This window comes from Kitasatospora sp. NPDC097691 (assembly GCF_040302665.1).
Lineage (GTDB): Bacteria > Actinomycetota > Actinomycetes > Streptomycetales > Streptomycetaceae > Kitasatospora.
Genome location: NZ_JBEORY010000005.1, coordinates 41,293 through 60,954, shown reverse-complemented (window position 1 = coordinate 60,954; position 19,662 = coordinate 41,293). Strand labels below are relative to the sequence as shown.

The 19,662-nt window shown below is 74.9% G+C and carries 13 protein-coding genes; 9 read left to right on the top strand and 4 right to left on the bottom strand.

All coding sequences use genetic code 11. The features are described 5' to 3' along the window. Positions 1 to 79 precede the first annotated feature (79 nt). The 3 genes from ABTY56_RS05215 to pcrA all read left to right on the top strand — a co-directional run bounded on the left by ABTY56_RS05215 (position 80) and on the right by pcrA (position 4,903). Positions 80 to 1,411: an ATP-binding protein gene (locus tag ABTY56_RS05215; protein ID WP_502893033.1), complete on the top strand. Its 1,332-nt coding sequence runs from the start codon at positions 80 to 82 to the stop codon at positions 1,409 to 1,411. Then, positions 1,404 to 2,108, top strand: a complete 705-nt coding sequence (locus ABTY56_RS05210) for a LuxR C-terminal-related transcriptional regulator (protein WP_350626737.1) — start codon at positions 1,404 to 1,406, stop codon at positions 2,106 to 2,108. The genes ABTY56_RS05215 and ABTY56_RS05210 overlap by 8 nt, the downstream gene beginning before the upstream one ends. Positions 2,109 to 2,200: 92 nt before the next feature. Then, entirely contained in the window at positions 2,201 to 4,903 is a 2,703-nt protein-coding gene (gene pcrA, locus ABTY56_RS05205; RefSeq protein ID WP_350626735.1) for a DNA helicase PcrA, read from the top strand. Between the two features lie 2 nt (positions 4,904 to 4,905). Here pcrA and ABTY56_RS05200 read toward each other — a convergent pair whose 3' ends face one another. Next, positions 4,906 to 5,712, bottom strand: coding sequence for a M23 family metallopeptidase (locus ABTY56_RS05200; protein ID WP_350626734.1), 807 nt, complete (start codon positions 5,710 to 5,712; stop codon positions 4,906 to 4,908). Positions 5,713 to 6,036: 324 nt separating this feature from the next. On the opposite strand from ABTY56_RS05200, the gene icmB reads away from it, so the two are divergent. Then, complete coding sequence (gene icmB / locus ABTY56_RS05195; protein ID WP_189916109.1) at positions 6,037 to 6,441, top strand: coenzyme B12-dependent isobutyryl CoA mutase small subunit; 405 nt, start codon at positions 6,037 to 6,039, stop codon at positions 6,439 to 6,441. Positions 6,442 to 6,580: 139 nt separating this feature from the next. Here icmB and ABTY56_RS05190 read toward each other — a convergent pair whose 3' ends face one another. Together ABTY56_RS05190 and ABTY56_RS05185 are read right to left on the bottom strand one after the other, a co-directional pair. Next, the gene (locus tag ABTY56_RS05190; RefSeq protein ID WP_350626732.1) at positions 6,581 to 8,182 is read right to left on the bottom strand and encodes a DUF5691 domain-containing protein; all 1,602 of its coding nucleotides are present in this window, start codon (positions 8,180 to 8,182) and stop codon (positions 6,581 to 6,583) included. An 11-nt stretch (positions 8,183 to 8,193) separates the two neighbouring features. After that, on the bottom strand, positions 8,194 to 9,507 hold the full coding sequence (locus tag ABTY56_RS05185; RefSeq protein WP_350626730.1) for an SWIM zinc finger family protein: 1,314 nt from the start codon (positions 9,505 to 9,507) through the stop codon (positions 8,194 to 8,196). A gap of 246 nt (positions 9,508 to 9,753) precedes the next feature. Between ABTY56_RS05185 and ABTY56_RS05180 the strand changes: the two genes are divergently transcribed. From ABTY56_RS05180 to sucD, 5 genes are all read left to right on the top strand, one after another. Continuing rightward, positions 9,754 to 10,836: an ATP-binding protein gene (locus tag ABTY56_RS05180; RefSeq protein WP_350626728.1), complete on the top strand. Its 1,083-nt coding sequence runs from the start codon at positions 9,754 to 9,756 to the stop codon at positions 10,834 to 10,836. Positions 10,837 to 10,936: 100 nt separating this feature from the next. Next, entirely contained in the window at positions 10,937 to 13,435 is a 2,499-nt protein-coding gene (locus tag ABTY56_RS05175) for a DUF5682 family protein (RefSeq protein ID WP_350626726.1), read from the top strand. 73 nt (positions 13,436 to 13,508) lie between these two features. After that, complete coding sequence (locus ABTY56_RS05170) at positions 13,509 to 14,675, top strand: VWA domain-containing protein (protein ID WP_350626724.1); 1,167 nt, start codon at positions 13,509 to 13,511, stop codon at positions 14,673 to 14,675. 302 nt (positions 14,676 to 14,977) lie between these two features. Further along, complete coding sequence (gene sucC / locus ABTY56_RS05165; RefSeq protein WP_350626722.1) at positions 14,978 to 16,150, top strand: ADP-forming succinate--CoA ligase subunit beta; 1,173 nt, start codon at positions 14,978 to 14,980, stop codon at positions 16,148 to 16,150. A gap of 18 nt (positions 16,151 to 16,168) precedes the next feature. Continuing rightward, positions 16,169 to 17,059 carry a succinate--CoA ligase subunit alpha gene (sucD, locus tag ABTY56_RS05160; protein ID WP_350626720.1) on the top strand — a complete coding sequence of 297 codons (891 nt, stop codon included), beginning with the start codon at positions 16,169 to 16,171 and terminating at the stop codon, positions 17,057 to 17,059. A gap of 81 nt (positions 17,060 to 17,140) precedes the next feature. On the opposite strand, the gene ABTY56_RS05155 is transcribed toward sucD, so the two are convergent. Further along, on the bottom strand, positions 17,141 to 19,642 hold the full coding sequence (locus ABTY56_RS05155) for a LuxR C-terminal-related transcriptional regulator (RefSeq protein WP_350626718.1): 2,502 nt from the start codon (positions 19,640 to 19,642) through the stop codon (positions 17,141 to 17,143). Positions 19,643 to 19,662: the final 20 nt, after the last annotated feature.

The following is a 19,662-nucleotide window of genomic DNA, read 5'->3' as shown; positions in this document are numbered from 1 at the left end:
GTCGGCCGGCGCCGACCCCAACGCGCCCGACGGCGCGAAGCCGCCCTACCGCCGGCTCTACCGCAGCCCGCAGGGCCGCATGCTCGGCGGGGTCGCGCACGGCCTGGCGGTGCACCTCGGGCTGCCGGTGCGCTGGGTACGGCTCGCCTTCGTCCTCCTGTTCTTCGCACAGGGGATCGGCGCGCTGCTGTACGCCGCGTTCTGGTTCGTGGTGCCGATCGGCATCGGCGAGCCCTCGCAGCGCGGCGGCGCCCAGTGGGTGTACCTCAACGGGGTGTTCGTCCCGGCCGCGCCCGGGCTGCAGGGCGGCCTGCTGAGCAAGGGCCCCGCCGGCGGCCGGCTCGGCCGACTGCGCCAGCTGCTCCAGCACACCCTCCAGGGCGAGCCGGTGGCGGCGCCTGCGGAGGGCGAGGACGCGGCGCAGGCCGGCAAGAACGGGCAGGGCGGCCTCGGCCAGCTCGCCGCCCTGGTCATGGTCGTGATCGGCCTGATCGCCCTGCTCAACGTGCTCGGCGTGCAGACCGCCAAGCCGTACACCTGGCCGCTGCTGGCGATCGGCGTCGGCGTCGCGCTGGTGTGGCGGCAGGCCGACGACTCGCGCTGGCAGCGCTGGTTCGGCATCGAGGAGGGCGAGAAGCGGCGCGGCGCCTACACCCGGGTCGGCGCCGGCGTGCTGCTCGCGGTGGCGGGCACCATCGCGCTGCTCGCGATGCAGGGCAGCGGCTCCACGCTCAGCTCGGTCATCGAGGCCTCGCTCGCGGTGCTCGCCGGGGTGCTGGTGCTGCTCGGCCCGTACGGCCTGCGGCTCTGGCAGGACCTCGGCGCGGAGCGCACCGCCCGCATCCGCGCCCAGGAGCGGGCCGAGATCGCCGCGCACATCCACGACTCCGTGCTGCACACCCTGACCCTGATCCAGCGCCGGGCCGAGGACCCCAAGGAGGTGCTGCGGCTGGCCCGCTCGCAGGAGCGCGAGCTGCGGCTGTGGCTGTACCGCCCGGAGGCCGCGGCCGAGGCCGCGCCGGACACCATGGCGGAGACCCTGCGCGCCGCCGTCGCCGAGGTCGAGGACCGGCACGGCGTCCAGGTCGAGCTGGTGATCGTCGGCGACTGCCCGATGGACGAGCGGATCGCGGCACAGATGCAGGCCGCGAGGGAGGCGACCGTCAACGCGGCCAAGTACGGTGGCGGGGGACCGGTCCAGGTCTATGCCGAGGTGGAGGGGAGGACGGTGTCGGTGTTCGTCCGCGACCACGGCCCCGGCTTCGACCCCGACACGGTGCCCGAGGACCGGATGGGCGTACGGGAGTCGATCATCGGCCGGATGAAGCGCAACGGCGGCACCGCTCGGGTGCGGCCGGCAGCGGGCGGCGGCACCGAGGTCGAGCTGGAGATGGAGAGAGCGAATGACTGAGGCAGCGCCGATGGGGGTCCCTCCGGCGGAGGGGGCGGGGCGTACCGCACGGGTCGTGCTGGTGGACGACCACCGGATGTTCCGGACCGGGGTCCGGGCGGAGATCGGCCGCACCGACGTGACCGGCATCGACGTGGTCGGCGAGGCCGACGACGTGGACTCCGCGGTCCGGGTGGTCGCGGAGACCAGGCCCGACGTGGTCCTGCTCGACGTCCACCTGCCCGGCGGCGGCGGCGTCGAGGTGCTGCGCCGCTCGGTCGGCGTGATGGGCGAGCAGGGAGGGGTGAAGTTCCTGGCGCTGTCGGTGTCGGACGCCGCCGAGGACGTCATCGGCGTCATCCGCGGCGGTGCGCGCGGCTACGTCACCAAGACCATCACCGGCACCGACCTGGTGAACGCGATCTTCCGGATCGCCGACGGTGACGCGGTCTTCTCGCCCCGGCTGGCCGGCTTCGTCCTGGACGCCTTCGCCGCCACCGACACCCCGCCGGTCGACGAGGACCTGGACCGCCTCACCCAGCGCGAGCGCGAGGTCCTGCGCCTGATCGCCCGCGGCTACGCCTACAAGGAGATCGCCAAGCAGCTCTTCATCTCGGTGAAGACCGTCGAGAGCCACGTCTCCGCCGTCCTGCGCAAGCTCCAGCTGAGCAACCGCCACGAGCTGACCCGCTGGGCCACCGCCCGCCGCCTGGTCTGACCCCGCCCCGGGGCGTGCGCCGTCGAGCCCGCCCGGCCGGTTTACGCCGACCGGGCGGGCTTGTCGGTGGGTGGCCATAGACTCGGAGTGCCATGAGTAGCCTCTTTGACGACCTTCCGCTCCCCGGTTTCGAGGCACCCGCCGCCGGGTCGAAGCAGCCCGCCGCGCCCATCGACGAGGAGCCCCCGCCGTACGAGGACGACGTTCCGTACGACGCGTACGAGGAGGCGATCCCGGACGGGCTGTTCCACACCACGGCTTTCGACCAGCCGGGGGGCGCCGCCGAGGCGGCGGAGCGGGACGCCTGGTACCGCAACGGCGCCGCCCGCCCCGTGATCGACCCGGCGCAGCTGCTGGAGGGGATGAACGACCCGCAGCGCGAGGCGGTGCTGCACGCGGGGTCGCCACTGCTGATCGTGGCCGGCGCCGGTTCGGGCAAGACCCGGGTGCTGACCCACCGGATCGCCCACCTGCTGGGTGCCCGCGGGGTGCAGCCGGGGGAGATCCTGGCGATCACCTTCACCAACAAGGCCGCCGGGGAGATGCGCGAGCGCGTCGAGGCGCTGGTCGGCCCGCGTGCCCGGGCGATGTGGGTGTCCACCTTCCACAGCGCCTGTGTGCGGATCCTGCGCCGCGAGTCCAAGCAGCTGGGGTTCACCTCCAGCTTCTCGATCTACGACTCGGCCGACTCGCAGCGGCTGATGTCGCTGGTCTGCCGCGACCTCGACCTGGACCCGAAGCAGTACCCGCCGAAGTCCTTCACCGCGAAGATCAGCAACCTCAAGAACGAGCTGATCGACGAGGAGACCTTCGCCGACCAGGCCGCCAACCCGACGGAGAAGAAGCTCGCCGAGGCGTACGCGCTGTACCAGCGGCGGCTGCGCGAGGCCAACGCGCTGGACTTCGACGACATCATCATGACGACGGTGAACCTGCTGCAGGCCTTCCCCGACGTCGCCGAGCACTACCGGCGCAGGTTCCGGCACATCCTGGTCGACGAGTACCAGGACACCAACCACGCCCAGTACATGCTGGTCCGGGAGCTGAGCGGGGGGTCCGTCGCGGCCGCGCCGAAGCGCACCGCGGACGGGGACTTCGTGAACCCGGCCGCCGCGCACCTTGCCGAGGTGCCGCCGGCCGAGCTGTGCGTCGTCGGTGACGCGGACCAGTCGATCTACGCCTTCCGCGGCGCGACCATCCGCAACATCCTCCAGTTCGAGGAGGACTACCCGAACGCCACCACGATCCTGCTGGAGCAGAACTACCGCTCCACGCAGACCATCCTGAGCGCCGCCAACGCCGTCATCGAACGCAACGCCAACCGCCGCGAGAAGAAGCTCTGGACAGCGGGCGACCACGGCGAGAAGGTCGTCGGCTACGTCGCGGACGACGAGCACGGCGAGGCCCAGTTCATCGCCGACGAGATCGACCGGCTCACCGACAAGGGCGAGGCCAAGCCCGGCGACGTCGCGATCTTCTACCGGACGAACGCCCAGTCCCGTGTCTTCGAGGAGGTGTTCATCCGGGTCGGCCTGCCGTACAAGGTGGTCGGCGGGGTGCGCTTCTACGAGCGCAAGGAGGTCCGGGACGTCCTGGCGTACCTGCGGGTGCTCTCCAACCCGGAGGACACCGTGCCGCTGCGCCGGATCCTCAACGTGCCCAAGCGCGGCATCGGCGAGCGGGCCGAGGCGATGATCGACGCGCTGGCCGCGCGGGAGCGGATCTCCTTCGCCCAGGCGCTGGTACGGGTGGACGAGGCGTACGGGATGGCCGCGCGCTCGGCCAACGCGGTCAAGAAGTTCAACGTCCTGATGGCCGGGCTGCGCCAGGTGGTCGAGTCGGGCGCGGGCCCGGCGGCGGTGCTGGAGGCCGTCCTGGAGGAGACCGGCTACCTGGCCGAGCTGCAGGCCTCCACCGACCCGCAGGACGAGACCCGGGTGGAGAACCTGCAGGAGCTCGCCTCCGTCGCCCTGGAGTACGAGCAGGACCCGGGCGAGCGGCCGGACGCCGAGGAGGACGGCGCGCCGCCGGTCGGCTCGCTGGCCGACTTCCTGGAGCGGGTCGCCCTCGTCGCCGACTCGGACCAGCTCCCGGATGAGGACGAGGAGGGGCAGGGCGTCATCACGATGATGACCCTGCACACCGCCAAGGGCCTGGAGTTCCCGGTGGTCTTCCTGACCGGCATGGAGGACGGGATCTTCCCGCACATGCGGGCGCTGAACCAGGCCAAGGAGCTGGAGGAGGAGCGCCGGCTCGCGTACGTCGGGCTGACCAGGGCGCGTGAGCGGCTGTACCTGACCCGCTCGGTGCTGCGCAGCGCCTGGGGGCAGCCGGCGTACAACCCGGCTTCGCGGTTCCTGGAGGAGATCCCGGAGACGCTGGTGGAGTGGAAGCGCACCGGGGCCGCCCAGGCGCCCGCCCAGCGCGGCTACTCCTCGGGCTCGTCCTGGGGCAAGTCCTCCTCCGGGGGCGGGAGTTCGCGTTCCTCCTCGTCCTCCTCGTCCTCCTCGTCCTCCTCGTCCTCCTCGTCCTCCTCGTCCTCCTCGTCCTCCTCGTTCTCGTCCTCGGCGGCGCCGAAGGCGGGCTGGGGGCAGTCCGCGCGGCGCGGCGGCAAGCTCGTGGAGCGCGACGTCGTCTCGCTGGCCGTCGGCGACCGGGTCACCCACGACAGCTTCGGGCTGGGCACGGTGGTGGCCGTGACGGGCATCGGCGACCGGGCGCAGGCCACCGTCGACTTCGGCACGGACGGGCGCAAGCAGCTGCTGCTGCGCTACGCGCCGGTCGAGAAGCTGTAGTCCTAGCGGGGGTCCAGGCCGTTGGCCAGGAACCACGGCAGCGGGTCGACCGGCCCGCTGCCCGCCGGCCGGATCTCGAAGTGCAGGTGCGGCCCGGTGCTGTTGCCGCTGCTGCCGACGAAGGCGATGACGTCGCCCTGCTTCACCGGCCCCTTGCGGATCTTGTACGCCCGCAGGTGGCAGAACCAGGCCTCGGTGCCGTCGGACATCTTCAGGATCGACATGTAGCCGTAGAACGGGTTCCACTGGGTGCGGATCGTGCCGTCGGCGACGGCCATGACCTGACTGCCGCCGTCCACCGGGAAGTCGATGCCGGTGTGGCGGTTGGCCCAGTGGGTGCCCGCCTCGCCGAACAGCTCGCCGAGACCGTGCTGCGCGACCGGCATGACCACCTTGGGCTTGACCTGTTCGGGGGCCGGTTCGGGGGTGGGCTGCGCAGCCGGGGCGTCGGTGGGCTGGGCGCCGGCCAGCGGCAGGCGGGCGTCGCCGCGCGAGGCCTGGGCCCGGTCGCCGGCCGCCACCGCCTGTGCGGCCGCCGCTCCGGCGGCCGCGTTGTCCGGGGCGTCGTCCGCCGCGGCCTGCGTCGGTACCCGTCCGGCGGCCTGGGCGCGCTGCTGGTCGGCCTGGCCCGTCACCGTGATCGCCGCCGCGGCCGCGACCCCGAGTGCGGCCACCGACGGCAGCGCGACCCGCAGCAGCGCCGTCCGGGTGGCCGCCTTGGCGGCGCCGCGGCGCTGGGCGCGGGACTGCTCGCGGGCGGCGAGGCGCAGCTCCGCACGGGTCGGACGGGCGGCTGCTTCGGGAGCCATCGGGGGCTGCCTCCTCGGTGGGCCTCGGTCACGTCGTCGGTCGAGGTCGAACTGCCGTGACTGTAGCCGGAAGGCCGACGCTCCGGAAAAACCCCGGGTTGTCAAGGGGGCGCCCGGGGGGTCTGTGGGGAGGTTGGGGGCGTGAGGGGTATACCCACTGGTAGCAAGGCCTGGAGCTGTGACTTTGCCCTCCTCTTGGGAGGGGGCTCGGTCAACCGGGCCGGGTGGCGCTAACCTCCCCTCAGGTTGGTTATTGACCGTTAACCGCACCCGTGGCCCACGAAGCCCGGTGGGGTGGTGGACGACGAGGTCCAGGAGGCAGTGATGAGTGTGTCGGGGCCCATCCGTGTGGTGGTCGCCAAGCCGGGGCTCGACGGTCACGACCGTGGCGCCAAGGTCATTGCGCGTGCCCTGCGCGACGCCGGTATGGAGGTCATCTACACCGGGCTGCACCAGACGCCCGAGCAGGTCGTCGACACCGCGATCCAGGAGGACGCGGACGGCATCGGGCTGTCGATCCTCTCGGGTGCCCACATGACGCTGTGCGCGCGGGTCCTGGAGCTGCTGAAGGAGCGCGACGCGGCGGACATCAAGGTCTTCTGCGGGGGGATCATCCCGGACGAGGACATCGCCGAGCTCAAGGCGATGGGCGTCGCGGACATCTTCACCCCGGGCACGCCCACCCGGGACGTGGTCGCCTGGGTCGAGGCCAACCTCCGGGCGAGCTGAGCCTCGGGCGGGTCGACCTTCGGTACGGCGGAGCGGGCGGCCCTCGGGGGCGGCCCGCTCCGCCGTTCGGGCTACTGCTGCCGGTCGGGCCGTCCGGCCGTTGACCGGGCCGTCCGGCATCGGATCGGGCCGTCCGGCGTCAGCCCGCCAGTTCCGCGAGCATCGCGGCCCGGAACCGCAGGGTGCCGGCCAGCCGGGCGAAGGTCTCGGCCCAGGCGGAGTCCGGGGCGGCCTCGGCGGCCAGCTCCTCCACCGCGTCCGCCGTCTCCGGCGCGAGCGCGCGCTCCGTCATCCCGAGCACCCCGCTGTGGCTCCACGGGTACGCGCCGGAGGCGGCGGCCCGGGCCAGGGCGTCCACCACGGCGGTGGACAGCGGCGGAGTCCACGGGGTGGCGCAGGCGCCGAGCAACTGGAAGGCCTCACCCAGCCCGTGCACCTCGATGAAGGCGGCCGTCCAGGCGGCCCGCTCCTCGGGCGGCAGGACGGCCAGCAGCTTGGCCGGGGCGCCGGTGGCGCGCGCGGAGCGGGCCCGGCCGACGCCCCGGGTGGGCGGGACCGGCGCCGGGCCGAGCAGTGCCCGGGCCCAGTCGGCGTCGTGCTGGCGGACGGCGGCGCGCGCCCAGGCCTCCCGCAGGTCGTCGGCCCAGCTGCTGTCGGTCTCGTCCATGCTGTCGCCGACCCGCAGGGCGAGCAGCTGTTCGGGCTTCAGTCCGGTGCTCTCCGGCCAGAGCGCGAGCGGCGCCGCGGCCACCAGCTCGCCGAACCACCAGGCCCGTTCACCGCGCCCGGTGGGGGACTTGGGCGTGATGCCGTCCCGCTGCATCTGCGCGTCGCACTCGGCGGGCGGGGTGACCAGCAGGTGCGTGCCCGTCCCGGCGAGGCGTACGGCGGCCCGCGCCCGACCGGCCATCCGGCCGGCCAGGGCGGAGCCGGGCAGGGTGGAGAGCAGTTCGGCGGCCGTGGCGCGGACGTTCTTGCTGCGGTCGCCGAGGGCGGCCTCCAGGAACGGCTCGTCGGCGGGGGAGAGGCCGTCCTGGAGCGCGTCCAGGAAGAGCAGGCGGTCCTCGGCGCGCTCGGTGGACCAGGTGCTCCGCAGCAGCTCCAGGCCGGCGGCCGGGTCGCGGCGGCGCAGCAGCGTGAGGTGGGTGACCCGCTCGGCGAACAGGCCCTCGTGCCAGAGCTGGTGGTCGGCCGGATCGTCCTGCTCCAGCGCCGGTTCCTGGGCGGTGGTGCGCAGCACGAACCGCCAGTCGGGGTTCCGCTCGGCCAGCCAACGGCCCAGCGGACCGGCCAGCGCGACGGTGTCGGAGCGCAGTTCGCTGCGCGCGCGGGCGGCGTCGAGCAGGCCGGGTATCAGCGCGGCGGGCGGCCGCAGGCCCCGGGCGCGGGCAGTGGCGAGCCACTGCGGCAGCAGCTCGGTCAGGTTGGCCAGGGTGCCGCCGCCCCCGCCGCCGGTGCGGCCGGCCAGCAGCACCGCCAGCCGGCGGGCGGCCGGTTCGGGCAGCTCCGGGCGGGTGTCCTCGGGCGCGGGCGGGCCGGGCGGTTCGGCGGCCGGTACGGGCAGCGCGCCCGCCCGGCGGCGGACGGTGGCGAGGGCGGCCAGTTCCAGCAGGGCGGTGGCCTGGTCGGCGTGGTCCACGGCGTCGGCGAGCGGCAGGGCGGTGGCCGGGAGCGGGCGGCGGTCGGTGCCGAGCAGGGCGCTGGTGTGCAGGGTCTCCCACGGGTCCTGGGTGATCGTCATTCTCGGTGCTCCTAGCAGTTGGTGAGGCCGACCGGTCGGTGCCCGGCGGGCCAGGCGGTGACCGGGGCGAAGCCCTGGTGGCCGTACTCGCCGAAGACCGTCAGCGGGCGGCCGGTGGAGACCGCGGCCAGCCGCCACAGCGCGGCCTCCGGGACGGACGGGGCGTGGACGGGCACGGTGTGCCGGCCGTCCGTCAGATGCCAGCCGTCCGGGGTGCGGACCGGGACGACGTCGGCGAGGACGGTCGGCCAGCCCTCCAGCCACGGGTCGTCGGCGACGGCGGTGCCGTAGCCGGCCACCGCCTCGGCGACGGTGAGCCCGGCGGGCGGGTCGGCCGGGCCCGCCTCGGGCGCGCCGTAGCGGGTGCCGAGGGCGGCGCGCAGTGGGCGGGCGCCGGGGTGGTAGGCGAGGTCGGCCTCCAGCAGGTGGCCGGTGGGCAGGGCGAGGTCGGGGGCCTGGCCGGGGCGGCCGAAGGCCAGCAGCAGGGCGGGGCGGCCGGTCTTGGCCCCGCGCAGCCAGACCCGGCGGGTGGTGAGCCGGTCGTCCGCGCCCCCTTCCATCGGCACCGTGCGGCTGCCGAGCACCAGCCAGCGGTCGCGGACGGTGGCGCCGGCCAGCACCTCGGCGGCGTCCAGGGTGTAGCCGACCCGGGCGCGGACGGTCGCCGCCAGGTCGGCGGGCAGCTCGTCGATCCGGGTGGCGGCGGTGGCGAGCAGGTGGAGCATCGCGTATTCCTCCAACAACCGCTCCTGCGGCACGGTGTCGAGTTCGCGGACCCGGCCGGCCAGGCCGGGGGCCTGCGCGTCGACCATCCGGGCGGCGACCTCCTCCCACGGGCCGGCGGTGGTCCGGTCGGCCAGGCCGTGCCGGATCCGGTCGGCCAGGCGCAGCCGCAGTTCGGCCGCGCCGGCCGCGACCCGGGCGCCGCGCCTCTCGGCCCGGCGGCGGGCGGCCTCCGGGTCGACCGGGGCCGTCGCGCGCTTCTCGGCGCGCTCCCTGCGGGTCGTGAGCCAGTCGGCCGCCCAGTCGGCGGGTTCGGCGGCCGGGACGGCCCCGGGGGAGCCGCTCCACAGCAGGAGGAGCCCGAGCGCGTGCTTGCACGGGAACTTCCGGCTGGGGCAGCTGCACTGGTAGGCGGGCGTGGCGAGTTCGATCACGGTGCGGTACGGCGTGCGGCCGCTGCCCCTGCACTCGCCCCAGACCGCGGTGCCGTCGGTGCCGGCGCCGGACCACGACGCGGGCGAGGAGAGCTTGCCCGCCGCCTTCTGCGACGCGGCGTCAGGCGCCAGGGACAGGACGTGTTCGGTGCTCCAGCGTTCCTCCATGGGACCGACCGTAGGCGGCGGCACTGACAGTGGCTGACTGTCCGTCCGCAGGCTCCCCACGGGCCTCGCCCGGGCCTCACGCGGGCCTCCCCCGCAGGCCTCGCCCGGGCCCTCCGCGGGCCGGCGGGCGTTGTCAGTGGGTCGGTGCAGGGTGGTTCCCACAGGCCGGGACGCCGACCTGGCTCCCCCCGATCATCCCGCCGCCGGGGCACCCGTGCACCCGGCGGCCGACCCGAAGGAGCCCCCATGACCGACGTTCTGCGGCAGCACGCCGAGGACGCCTTCGCCGGCGAACTGGCCGCCCTGGCCGCGCAGGACGACCGTCCGCGCCCCGAGCGCTGGAAGCTGTCGCCATGGGCCGTGGCGACGTACCTGCTCGGCGGGGATCTGCCGGACGGCACCCGGATCACCCCCAAGTACATCGGCCCGCGCCGCGTCGTCGAGGTCGCCGTGACGACGCTGGCGACGGACCGTGCGCTGCTGCTGCTCGGGGTGCCCGGCACCGCGAAGACCTGGGTGTCCGAGCACCTGGCCGCCGCGATCAGCGGCGACTCCACGATGCTGGTGCAGGGCACCGCCGGCACCCCCGAGGAGGCCGTCCGGTACGGCTGGGACTACGCCCGGCTGCTCACCCGCGGCCCCGGCCCGGACGCCCTGGTGCCCTCGCCGCTGATGCGGGCGATGGCCGACGGCAAGATCGCCCGGGTCGAGGAGCTGACCCGCATCCCGGCCGACGTCCAGGACGCCCTGATCACCATCCTGTCCGAGAAGACGCTCCCGGTACCGGAGTTGGGTACCGAGACGCAGGCGGTGCGCGGCTTCAACGTGATCGCCACCGCCAACGACCGCGACCGCGGCGTCAACGAGCTCTCCAGCGCGCTGCGCCGCCGCTTCAACACCGTGGTGCTGCCGCTGCCGGGCTCGCTGGAGGAGGAGGTCGACATCGTCACCCGCCGGGTCAGCCAGCTCGGCCGCTCCCTGGAACTGCCCGAACTGCCCGGTGGCGCCGAGGAGATCAGGCGCGTCGTGACCGTCTTCCGGGAGCTGCGGGCCGGGATCACGGTCGACGGCCGGACGAAGGTCAAGACGCCGAGCGGCACCCTCTCCACCGCCGAGGCGATCTCGGTGGTCACCAACGGCGTGGCCCTGGCCACCCACTTCGGCGACGGCGTGCTGCGCGCCGGGGACGTGGCCGCCGGCATCCTCGGCGCCGTCGTCCGCGACCCGGTGGCGGACCAGGCGGTCTGGCGCGAGTACGTCGAAGGGGTGGTGCGCGAGCGCGACGGCTGGAAGGACTTCTACCGGGCCGCCCGCGAGGTGACGGCGTGAACGGGCGACGGGGGTGCCCCCGGCCGGCAGCCGGGCGAGAGCGAGCCGTCAAGGGGTGCCGGCCGCACGGAGCGCCCGCCGAGCGCGGCGGGGTGGGGGCATGAGCGCCGCCGAGGTGGCCCTGCTCGGGATCCGCCACCACGGCCCCGGCTCGGCCCGGGCGGTGGCCGCCGCGCTGACGCAGTGGCAACCGGACGCGGTGCTGATCGAGGGCCCGCCGGAGGCCGACGGCATCGTCCACCTGGCCGCCGAGAAGGACCTGGTTCCGCCGGTCGCGCTGCTCGCCCACGCGGTGGACGACCCGGCGAAGGCCGCCTTCTGGCCGTACGCCGAGTTCTCCCCGGAGTGGGTGGCGATCCGGCACGCCGTCGAGCGCGACCTGCCGGTGCGCTTCATCGACCTGCCCGCCGGGTACGGCTTCGCGGCCGTTCCCGAAGGCGCGCCCGACCTCGACGCGCCCGCTTCCGCGGACGCGCCCGCCCCCGACGACGCCGACGGGCTGCCCGCCGACCCGGTGGCGCTGCTCGCCGAGGCGGCCGGGCACGACGACCCGGAGCGCTGGTGGGAGGACGTGGTCGAGCACCGCGCGCCCGGCGCCGACGCGCTGGCCCCGTTCGCCGCCGTCGCCGAGGCGATGGGCGCGCTGCGCGCCGAGGGGCTCTTCGAGTCCCGCCGGGACCTCCTGCGCGAGGCGTACATGCGCGGGCAGATCCGCGCCGCCCGCCGGGCCGGGCACCGGCGGATCGCCGTGGTCTGCGGGGCCTTCCACGTCCCCGCGCTGGAGACCATGCCCACCGTCGCGCACGACCGGGCGCTGCTCGCCGGGCTGCCGAAGAAGGTGCGCACGGACATCACCTGGGTGCCGTGGACGCACCGCAGGCTCTCCCAGGCCACCGGTTACGGCGCGGGCGTGCAGTCGCCCGGCTGGTACCACCACCTGTTCACCACCGACGGCGATCCGGTGCCGCGCTGGCTCACCCGGGCCGCAGAGCTGCTGCGCGCCGAGGACCACCCGGTCTCCTCCGCGCACGTCATCGAGGCGGTCCGGCTCGCCGAGACCCTGGCCGTGCTGCGCGGCCGCCCGCTCGCCGGGCTGACCGAGACCCTGGACGCCGTCCGCGCGGTGCTCTGCGAGGGCTCGGACGTCGCCCTGGAGCTGGTCCGGGACCGCCTGGTGGTCGGCGACGCGCTGGGCGAGGTGCCGGACGCCGCACCGGCGGTGCCGCTGCAGCGCGACCTGGCCCGGCTGCAGCGATCGCTGCGGCTCAGGCCCGAGGCCGCGCCGAAGGACGTCGACCTCGACCTGCGCAAGGAGACCGACGCGGCCCGCTCCCGGCTGCTGCACCGGTTGCGGCTGTTGGGCGTGGACTGGGGGGTGCCGGCCCGCTCCTCGGTCAACTCGACCGGGACGTTCCGGGAGAGCTGGCGGCTGTGCTGGCAGCCGGAGTTCGCGGTCCGGATCGCCGAGGCCGCCCAGTGGGGCACCACGGTCGAGGACGCGGCCACCGGCAAGGCGGTCGGCACCGCCCGCGCCGCCGTCGAACTCGCCGAGCTGACCGGCTTGGTGGAGACCTGCCTGCTGGCCGGGCTGTCCGACGCGCTGCCCGCCGTGATGCGGGTGCTCGCCGACTGCGCGGCCCTGGACACCGACGTCGCGCATCTGGCGGGTGCGCTGCCCGCGCTGGTCCGCGCGCTGCGCTACGGCGACGTACGCGGGACCGACCACGGCGCGCTCGCCGGGGCGGCGGCCGGCCTGGCCGAGCGGGTCTGCGTCGGACTGCCGCCCGCGTGCGTCGGGCTGGACGCCGAGAGCGCGGCGGCGATGCGCGGCCGCCTGGACGAAGTGCACGGCGCGATCGGCCTGTTGACCTCCGCCGGGCCCCGGGGCGTCGACGCCGCACCGGAGCCGATCGACATCGCCGCCGACGCCCCGGACGCCTCCGCCGGACCCCACGCCCCCGGCATGTCCGGCACCTCCGGCACCTCCGGCACCTCCGGCACCTCCGGCACCTCCGGCACGTCCGGCGAACCCGGCCTGGCCGCGGACCCCGACGGCCTGGCCGGCCTGTCCGACCGCTGGGCCGCCACCCTGCGCTCGCTGGCCGCCCGCGAGCCGTCGGGCGGCCCGGCCACCGGCGCCACCGGTCTGCTCCGCGGCCGGGCCGTCCGGCTGCTGCTGGACGACGGCCGGCTCGACTCCGAGGAGGCCGGCCGCCGCCTGCGGCTGGTCCTGTCCGTCGCCAACGCCCCCGTGGACGCGGCAGGTTGGGTCGAGGGCTTCCTGGCCGGCGGCGGCGCCCTGCTGCTGCACGACCCCCGGCTGCTCGCCCTGCTGGACGAGTGGCTGACCGGCGTGAGCGGCGAGGTCTTCACCGACGTCCTGCCGCTGCTGCGCCGCACCTTCGCCGGGCTGGAGGCGGGCGTGCGGACGACCATCGGCGGCCGGGTCGCGGCCGGCCCGCTCGGCGAACCCCCGCCGGACGGGGCCCCGGCGGGCGAACTGGACCGGGCCCGCGCCGACGCCGCCGTCCCCGTGGTGGCGCTGCTGCTCGGTGTCCGCCCGAGGATCCCCCGGCAGGCCACCGGCCGTGACACCTGACGCGCCCGGGTCCCGACACCCGTAACGCCCGGCACCCCGCAACACCCGACATTCGTTGAAGGAGGAGGACGAGATGGCAGCGCCCACGACCGACGAACGGCTGCGCCGCTGGCGGCTGGTGCTCGGCGGCGAGGCCGACGGCACCGGCTGCACCCTGCGCGGCCGCGACGCCGCGATGGACGGCGCCCTCGCCGCGCTCTACCGCGGCGCGCCCGAGGAGGGCGGCCGGGCGGGCCGCGGCGGCCGCCGCAGTGCCGGCCTGGGAGGCTCGGCCCCGCAGGTGGCCCGCTGGCTGGGCGACATCCGCGCGTACTTCCCGTCCACCGTGGTCCAGCTGATGCAGCAGGACGCGATCACCCGGCTCGGCCTGGACCGGCTGCTGCTGGAGCCGGAGATGCTGGAGGCCGTCGAACCGGACGTCCACCTGGTCGGCACCCTGCTCTCGCTCAAGCACGCGCTGCCCGAGACGACCCGGGAGTCCGCCCGGGCCGTGGTCGGCAAGGTGGTCGCCGACCTGGAGCGCCGGCTCGCCGACCGCACCCGGGCCGTCCTGGGCGGCGCCCTCGACCGCAGCGCCAGGGTCAACCGCCCCCGGCACCGCGACATCGACTGGGACCGGACGATCCGGGCCAACCTGAAGAACTACCTGCCCGAGCACGGCACCGTCGTCCCCGAGCGGCTGGTGGGCTACGCCCGTGCCCAGCGCGCGGTGAAGAAGGAGGTCATCCTCTGCATCGACCAGTCCGGTTCGATGGCGCCCTCGGTCGTGCACTCGGCGGTCTTCGGCGCGGTGCTCGCCTCGATGCGCACCCTGGACACCCGGCTGGTCGTCTTCGACACCTCGGTGGTCGACCTCACCGAGCAGCTCACCGATCCGGTGGACGTCCTCTTCGCCACCCGGCTCGGCGGCGGCACCGACATCAACCGCGCACTCGCCTACTGCCAGTCGAAGATCACCCGCCCCTCCGAGACCGTCGTCGTGCTGATCAGCGACCTCTACGAGGGCGGCATCCGGGACGGCATGCTCAAGCGGGTCGCCGCGATGAAGGCGGCCGGCGTCCAGTTCGTCGCCCTGCTCGCACTCTCGGACGAAGGTGCGCCCGCCTACGACCACGCGCACGCCGCCGCCCTGGCCGCCCTCGGCGCGCCGGCCTTCGCCTGCACCCCGGACGCCTTCCCCGGGATCATGGCGGCGGCCATCGAGAAGCGCCCGATCCCGCTGCCTGACCTGGGGGTGTGAGGGATTCACCCGGACGTGCGAATCCACCCGATCGGTGGACGGGTCGTTCACCGGAACGTTCTAGGCTGTCTGTGACGGTTCTCACCCAAGACGGGCAGGCCCCGGGCGGAACAGTCCCGTCCCACGGGGATAACCTGCCAGACGGACGTGACGCGCGTGTTGATTGACGTGAGCGCCCGTGGCTGTGTGGGCCGCAAGGCCGTACCTCTGCGTACCCGCACCGCCCCGACGACCCGCAGCGAAGATCCTGCCGTGGCACGCTCGTAGAGACACAATCCGCGACCACGAACAAGGACAAACACGTGGACCTGTTCGAGTACCAGGCGAGGGACCTCTTCGCCAAGCACGGCGTGCCCGTGCTTGACGGCGATGTCATCGAGACCGCCGCAGACGCTGCCGCCATCGCGGAGCGCTTCGGCGGCCGCGCCGTCGTCAAGGCTCAGGTGAAGGTGGGTGGCCGAGGCAAGGCCGGTGGCGTCAAGCTCGCCGCCGACCCGGCGGACGCCGTCGCCAAGGCCGAGCAGATCCTCGGCATGGACATCAAGGGCCACACCGTTCACAAGGTGATGCTGGCCCAGACCGCGGACATCAAGGACGAGTACTACGTCTCGTTCCTGCTGGACCGCACCAACCGCACCTTCCTGGCCATGGCCAGCGTCGAGGGCGGCGTGGAGATCGAGGTCGTCGCCGAGCAGAACCCCGAGGCGCTCGCCAAGATCCCGGTCGACGCCAACGAGGGCTGCACCCCGGAGAAGGCCGCCGAGATCGTCGCCGCGGCGAAGTTCCCGGCCGAGATCGCCGACCAGGTCGCCGACGTCCTGCAGAAGCTGTGGACCGTCTTCATCAAGGAGGACGCCCTCCTCGTCGAGGTCAACCCGCTGATCAAGTCCGGCGACGGCAAGATCATCGCGCTCGACGGCAAGGTCTCCCTGGACGAGAACGCCGAGTTCCGCCAGCCCGAGCACGAGGCCCTGGAGGACAAGGCCGCGGCCAACCCGCTGGAGGCCGCCGCCAAGGCCAAGGGCCTGAACTACGTCAAGCTCGACGGCCAGGTCGGCATCATCGGCAACGGCGCGGGCCTCGTCATGAGCACCCTCGACGTGGTCGCCTACGCCGGTGAGAAGCACGGCGGCGTCAAGCCCGCCAACTTCCTCGACATCGGTGGCGGCGCGTCCGCCGAGGTCATGGCGAACGGCCTGGAGATCATCCTGGGCGACCCCGACGTCAAGTCGGTCTTCGTCAACGTCTTCGGCGGCATCACCGCGTGCGACGCGGTCGCCAACGGCATCGTGCAGGCCCTGGAGCTCCTCGCGAGCAAGGGCGAGAACGTCACCAAGCCGCTGGTCGTCCGCCTGGACGGCAACAACGCGGAGCTGGGTCGCAAGATCCTCGACGACGCCAACCACCCGCTGGTCCAGCGCGTGGACACCATGGACGGCGCCGCTGACCGCGCCGCCGAGCTGGCCAACAAGTAAGGAAGGGGACTTAACACCATGGCTATCTTCCTTACCAAGGACAGCAAGGTCATCGTCCAGGGCATGACCGGCTCCGAGGGCATGAAGCACACCCGCCGCATGCTCGCCTCCGGCACCCAGATCGTCGGCGGTGTCAACCCGCGCAAGGCCGGCACCACGGTCGACGTCGACGGCACCGAGGTGCCCGTCTTCGGCTCCGTCGCCGAGGCGATGGAGAAGACCGGTGCCGACGTCACCGTCATCTTCGTGCCGCCGAAGTTCACCAAGGACGCCGTCGTCGAGGCCGTCGACGCCGAGATCGGCCTGGCCGTCGTCATCACCGAGGGCGTTCCGGTGCACGACACCGCCGCCTTCTGGGCGCACGCCGGTGCCAAGGGCAACAAGACCCGCATCATCGGCCCGAACTGCCCCGGCCTGATCAGCCCCGGACAGTCGAACGCCGGCATCATCCCGGCCGACATCACCACCTCGGGCAAGATCGGTCTGGTCTCGAAGTCCGGCACCCTGACCTACCAGCTCATGTACGAGCTGCGTGACATCGGCTTCACCTCGGCCGTCGGCATCGGTGGCGACCCGGTCATCGGCACCACCCACATCGACGCTCTCAAGGCCTTCCAGGAGGACCCGGAGACCGAGATCATCGTCATGATCGGTGAGATCGGTGGCGACGCCGAGGAGCGTGCCGCGGACTTCATCAAGGCGAACGTGACCAAGCCGGTCGTCGGCTACGTCGCGGGCTTCACCGCCCCCGAGGGCAAGACGATGGGCCACGCCGGCGCCATCGTCTCCGGCTCCTCGGGCACCGCCCAGGCGAAGAAGGAGGCCCTGGAGGCCGCCGGTGTCAAGGTCGGCAAGACGCCGTCCGAGACCGCCCGCCTGGCCCGCGAGATCATCGCCGCCCAGGCCTGATCCCCGCGCCGAAGCGCGACGAGCGCCCCCGCCCTCCCCGGGCGGGGGCGCTCGCCCTTTCTCGGCGACCCTTCGGCGCCCTCAGCGACCCTTCGGTCCCGTCGTACAGGGCAGCGGCGACCACATCCGGCAGACCACCGGGCCCTGGGGCGGCGGGGCGTCCGCTCCCCGGGCCGCCGCCGGCAGCTCCCAGCGCGCGACCGCCTGGGTGTGCGGCTCCACCAGCACCGCCTCCAACCCCGGCGCCGGGCTGCACCACAGGCTGCTGATGCCGTTCGGCACCCCGCCCGGCAGCAGCGGCACGCCCGGCTCCTGCGCCTCGCCGACGGGCAGGCACAGCGAGGGCGTCGGCGGATCCGTCGGCCGGAACAGCACCGCCGGCCGCACCCCCGCCAGGGTCGCCAGGGTCGCCCCGCCCACCGCGACCGTCAGCAGCGCCGCCGCGCCCGTCCGGCTCGCCGTCCACAGCCGGTGCCGGGCCCGCAGCACCGGGATCGGCGAGCGGTGCGGCTGGGGGCAACCCCGGACCGCCGCCCGGTGCAGCAGCCGGCTCAGCCCGTCCGCGAATCCCGGCGCCGCCGGATCCGGCCCCACCAGGTCCGGCACCCACTGCGCCAGCGCCGCCCGGGCCGTCCACACCCGCCCCTCGGCGGCCGCCCGCGTCGACTCCACCTCCACAGCGATCGCCGACGCCGTCAGCCCCAGCCCGTCGTGCAGCACCAGCGCCCGGCGCTGGGGTCGCGACAGGCGCTTGAGCGCCTTCAGCAGTGCCCGGTCCCGGTCGGTCAGCCGGTCGTGGTCCGGCAGCACCGCCTGCGACTCGTCCGCAGGCCGCACCTTGATCCGCCGGTGCGGCAGACCCCACGCGTGCGCCCGCCGGGGCCCGCCCCGGTGCCACGGTGACAGCGCCAACTCGCACGCCCGCACCCGCACCCACCCCTCCGGATCACCCGATCCGGCCACCGCCGGCCACCTCCGCCGCGCCTCCCCGAACGCCCGACGCACACAGTGCACCGCGCGGTGGCGGCAGGGGGTCAGCAGGAACACCTGCTGCACCAGGCGGGTGTGCGCGGTCTCGTAGAGCTCCTCGAAGGTCGGCACCGGGTGCTCGGCGGGGAGCGGCGAAGCCGGGGAAGGGGCCGGGGGCGACGGGTCGCGGTGCCGTTCGGCCGGACGGGCGCGCCCGTCCGCGACCGGTGCGGCCGGAGCCGTGTGCGCCGTCTCGCCGTGCCCTTCCGTGCCCGCGGGGGGCTGCTCTCCGCTCGCCGCGCCGTCACTCGCTCCCGTGCCGGCCGGGCGCGCCTGCCCACGCCCGGCCGCGGCCTGGGCAGCCGCGGCGGCCGGGGGCGTGTCCGGACCCGGCTGCGCGGGCCCGGCGGCGGTCACTGCCGGAGCGGTACTGCGCGCTTCCGTACCCGGCGACGCCGCCCGGTCGGGCCCGTCGGCGGTGGACGGGGGCCGCCGGTCGGTCGCAGGCGTGGCGGCCCGGGGAGTCCCGGCCGGGCCGTCGCGGTTCGGTACGGCGCCGGGGGTCGGGGCCTCCGGTGGCAGGCCGGCATGCTCCCGGGTGTCGGTCGGGTGCCCGGTGTCGGAGGGCCGGTGGCCCTCGGCAGTCGGCGGGGCCGGGGTGGTCGGTGCCGTGTCGGCGCCCTCCTCCCGGGGCGGCCGGGCCTGCTGCGCGTGGCCGACGCCGGCGGGTCGCGGTTCTCCCGCGCCCGCGGCACCTCCGCTCCCGTGCGCGGCCACCGCTGCCGGTGCGGCCTCTTGCGAGGTGGCCGGTGCCGTGCGGCCGCGCCGTCCTCGCCGTGTGGGGGCCGACTGTGCGGTGCTGACGGCGGTGGTGCGCGGCCCCTCATCGGCTGCCGGAGCGGCGTCGGGGCGGTTCGGCGGGGTGGCCCGGTCGGGACGGGCGGCCGGGCGCCCGCGCGCGGGCGTGTGCGCCGTGTCTTCGCGCTCCTGTCGGGCGCGCTGCGCCGACCGCCCGCGTCGGGCGCCGGTGGCGGGGCCCCGCCCGTCGCCCGGAGGCGCCTCCTCCCGGTCCGAGACCGTACGAGCGGCGGCCTCGGGGCTCCGGGGCGGGGGCTCCGCCGGCTGCTCGGCCGGCGCCACGCGGGCGTTGCCGCCGCGTCCGGCGCCGCTCCGGGAAACCGGGTGCCCGTTCGCGGCGCCCGTGCCGTCGGGATGCCCCGATGTCTGCGCGGCCGTTCGTGCGCCTCCGCCGTAGGCTGTCGGCCGGCCGTTGGAGGAGGCGGGGCCGAGGGAGGACGGGGTGAGGCCGGCGAAGTTCGCCGGGCCCGGGGGCGGGACGTACGGCAGGGAGCCCGCCGCGAGGGTGACGGCCTCGGCCTCGCTGGTGGCGCCGAGCTTCCGCATGGCGCGCAGGAGGTAGCTGCGGGCGGTGGTGGGGGTGACGCCGAGGGCGGCGGCGGTGCGGGGGAGGTCGTGGCCGGCGGCGAGATGGGCGAGGGTCTGGGCCTCACGGGGAGTCAGTTTCCGCAGCAGGCGGGCCGGGGTGCGGTCGGCGTGGGCGGAGTCGCGGTGGCGCTCGGGGGTGGGGGAGTCCGCGGTGGGCGGCGTGGTCATCAGACACTCCGGGCCGGGGC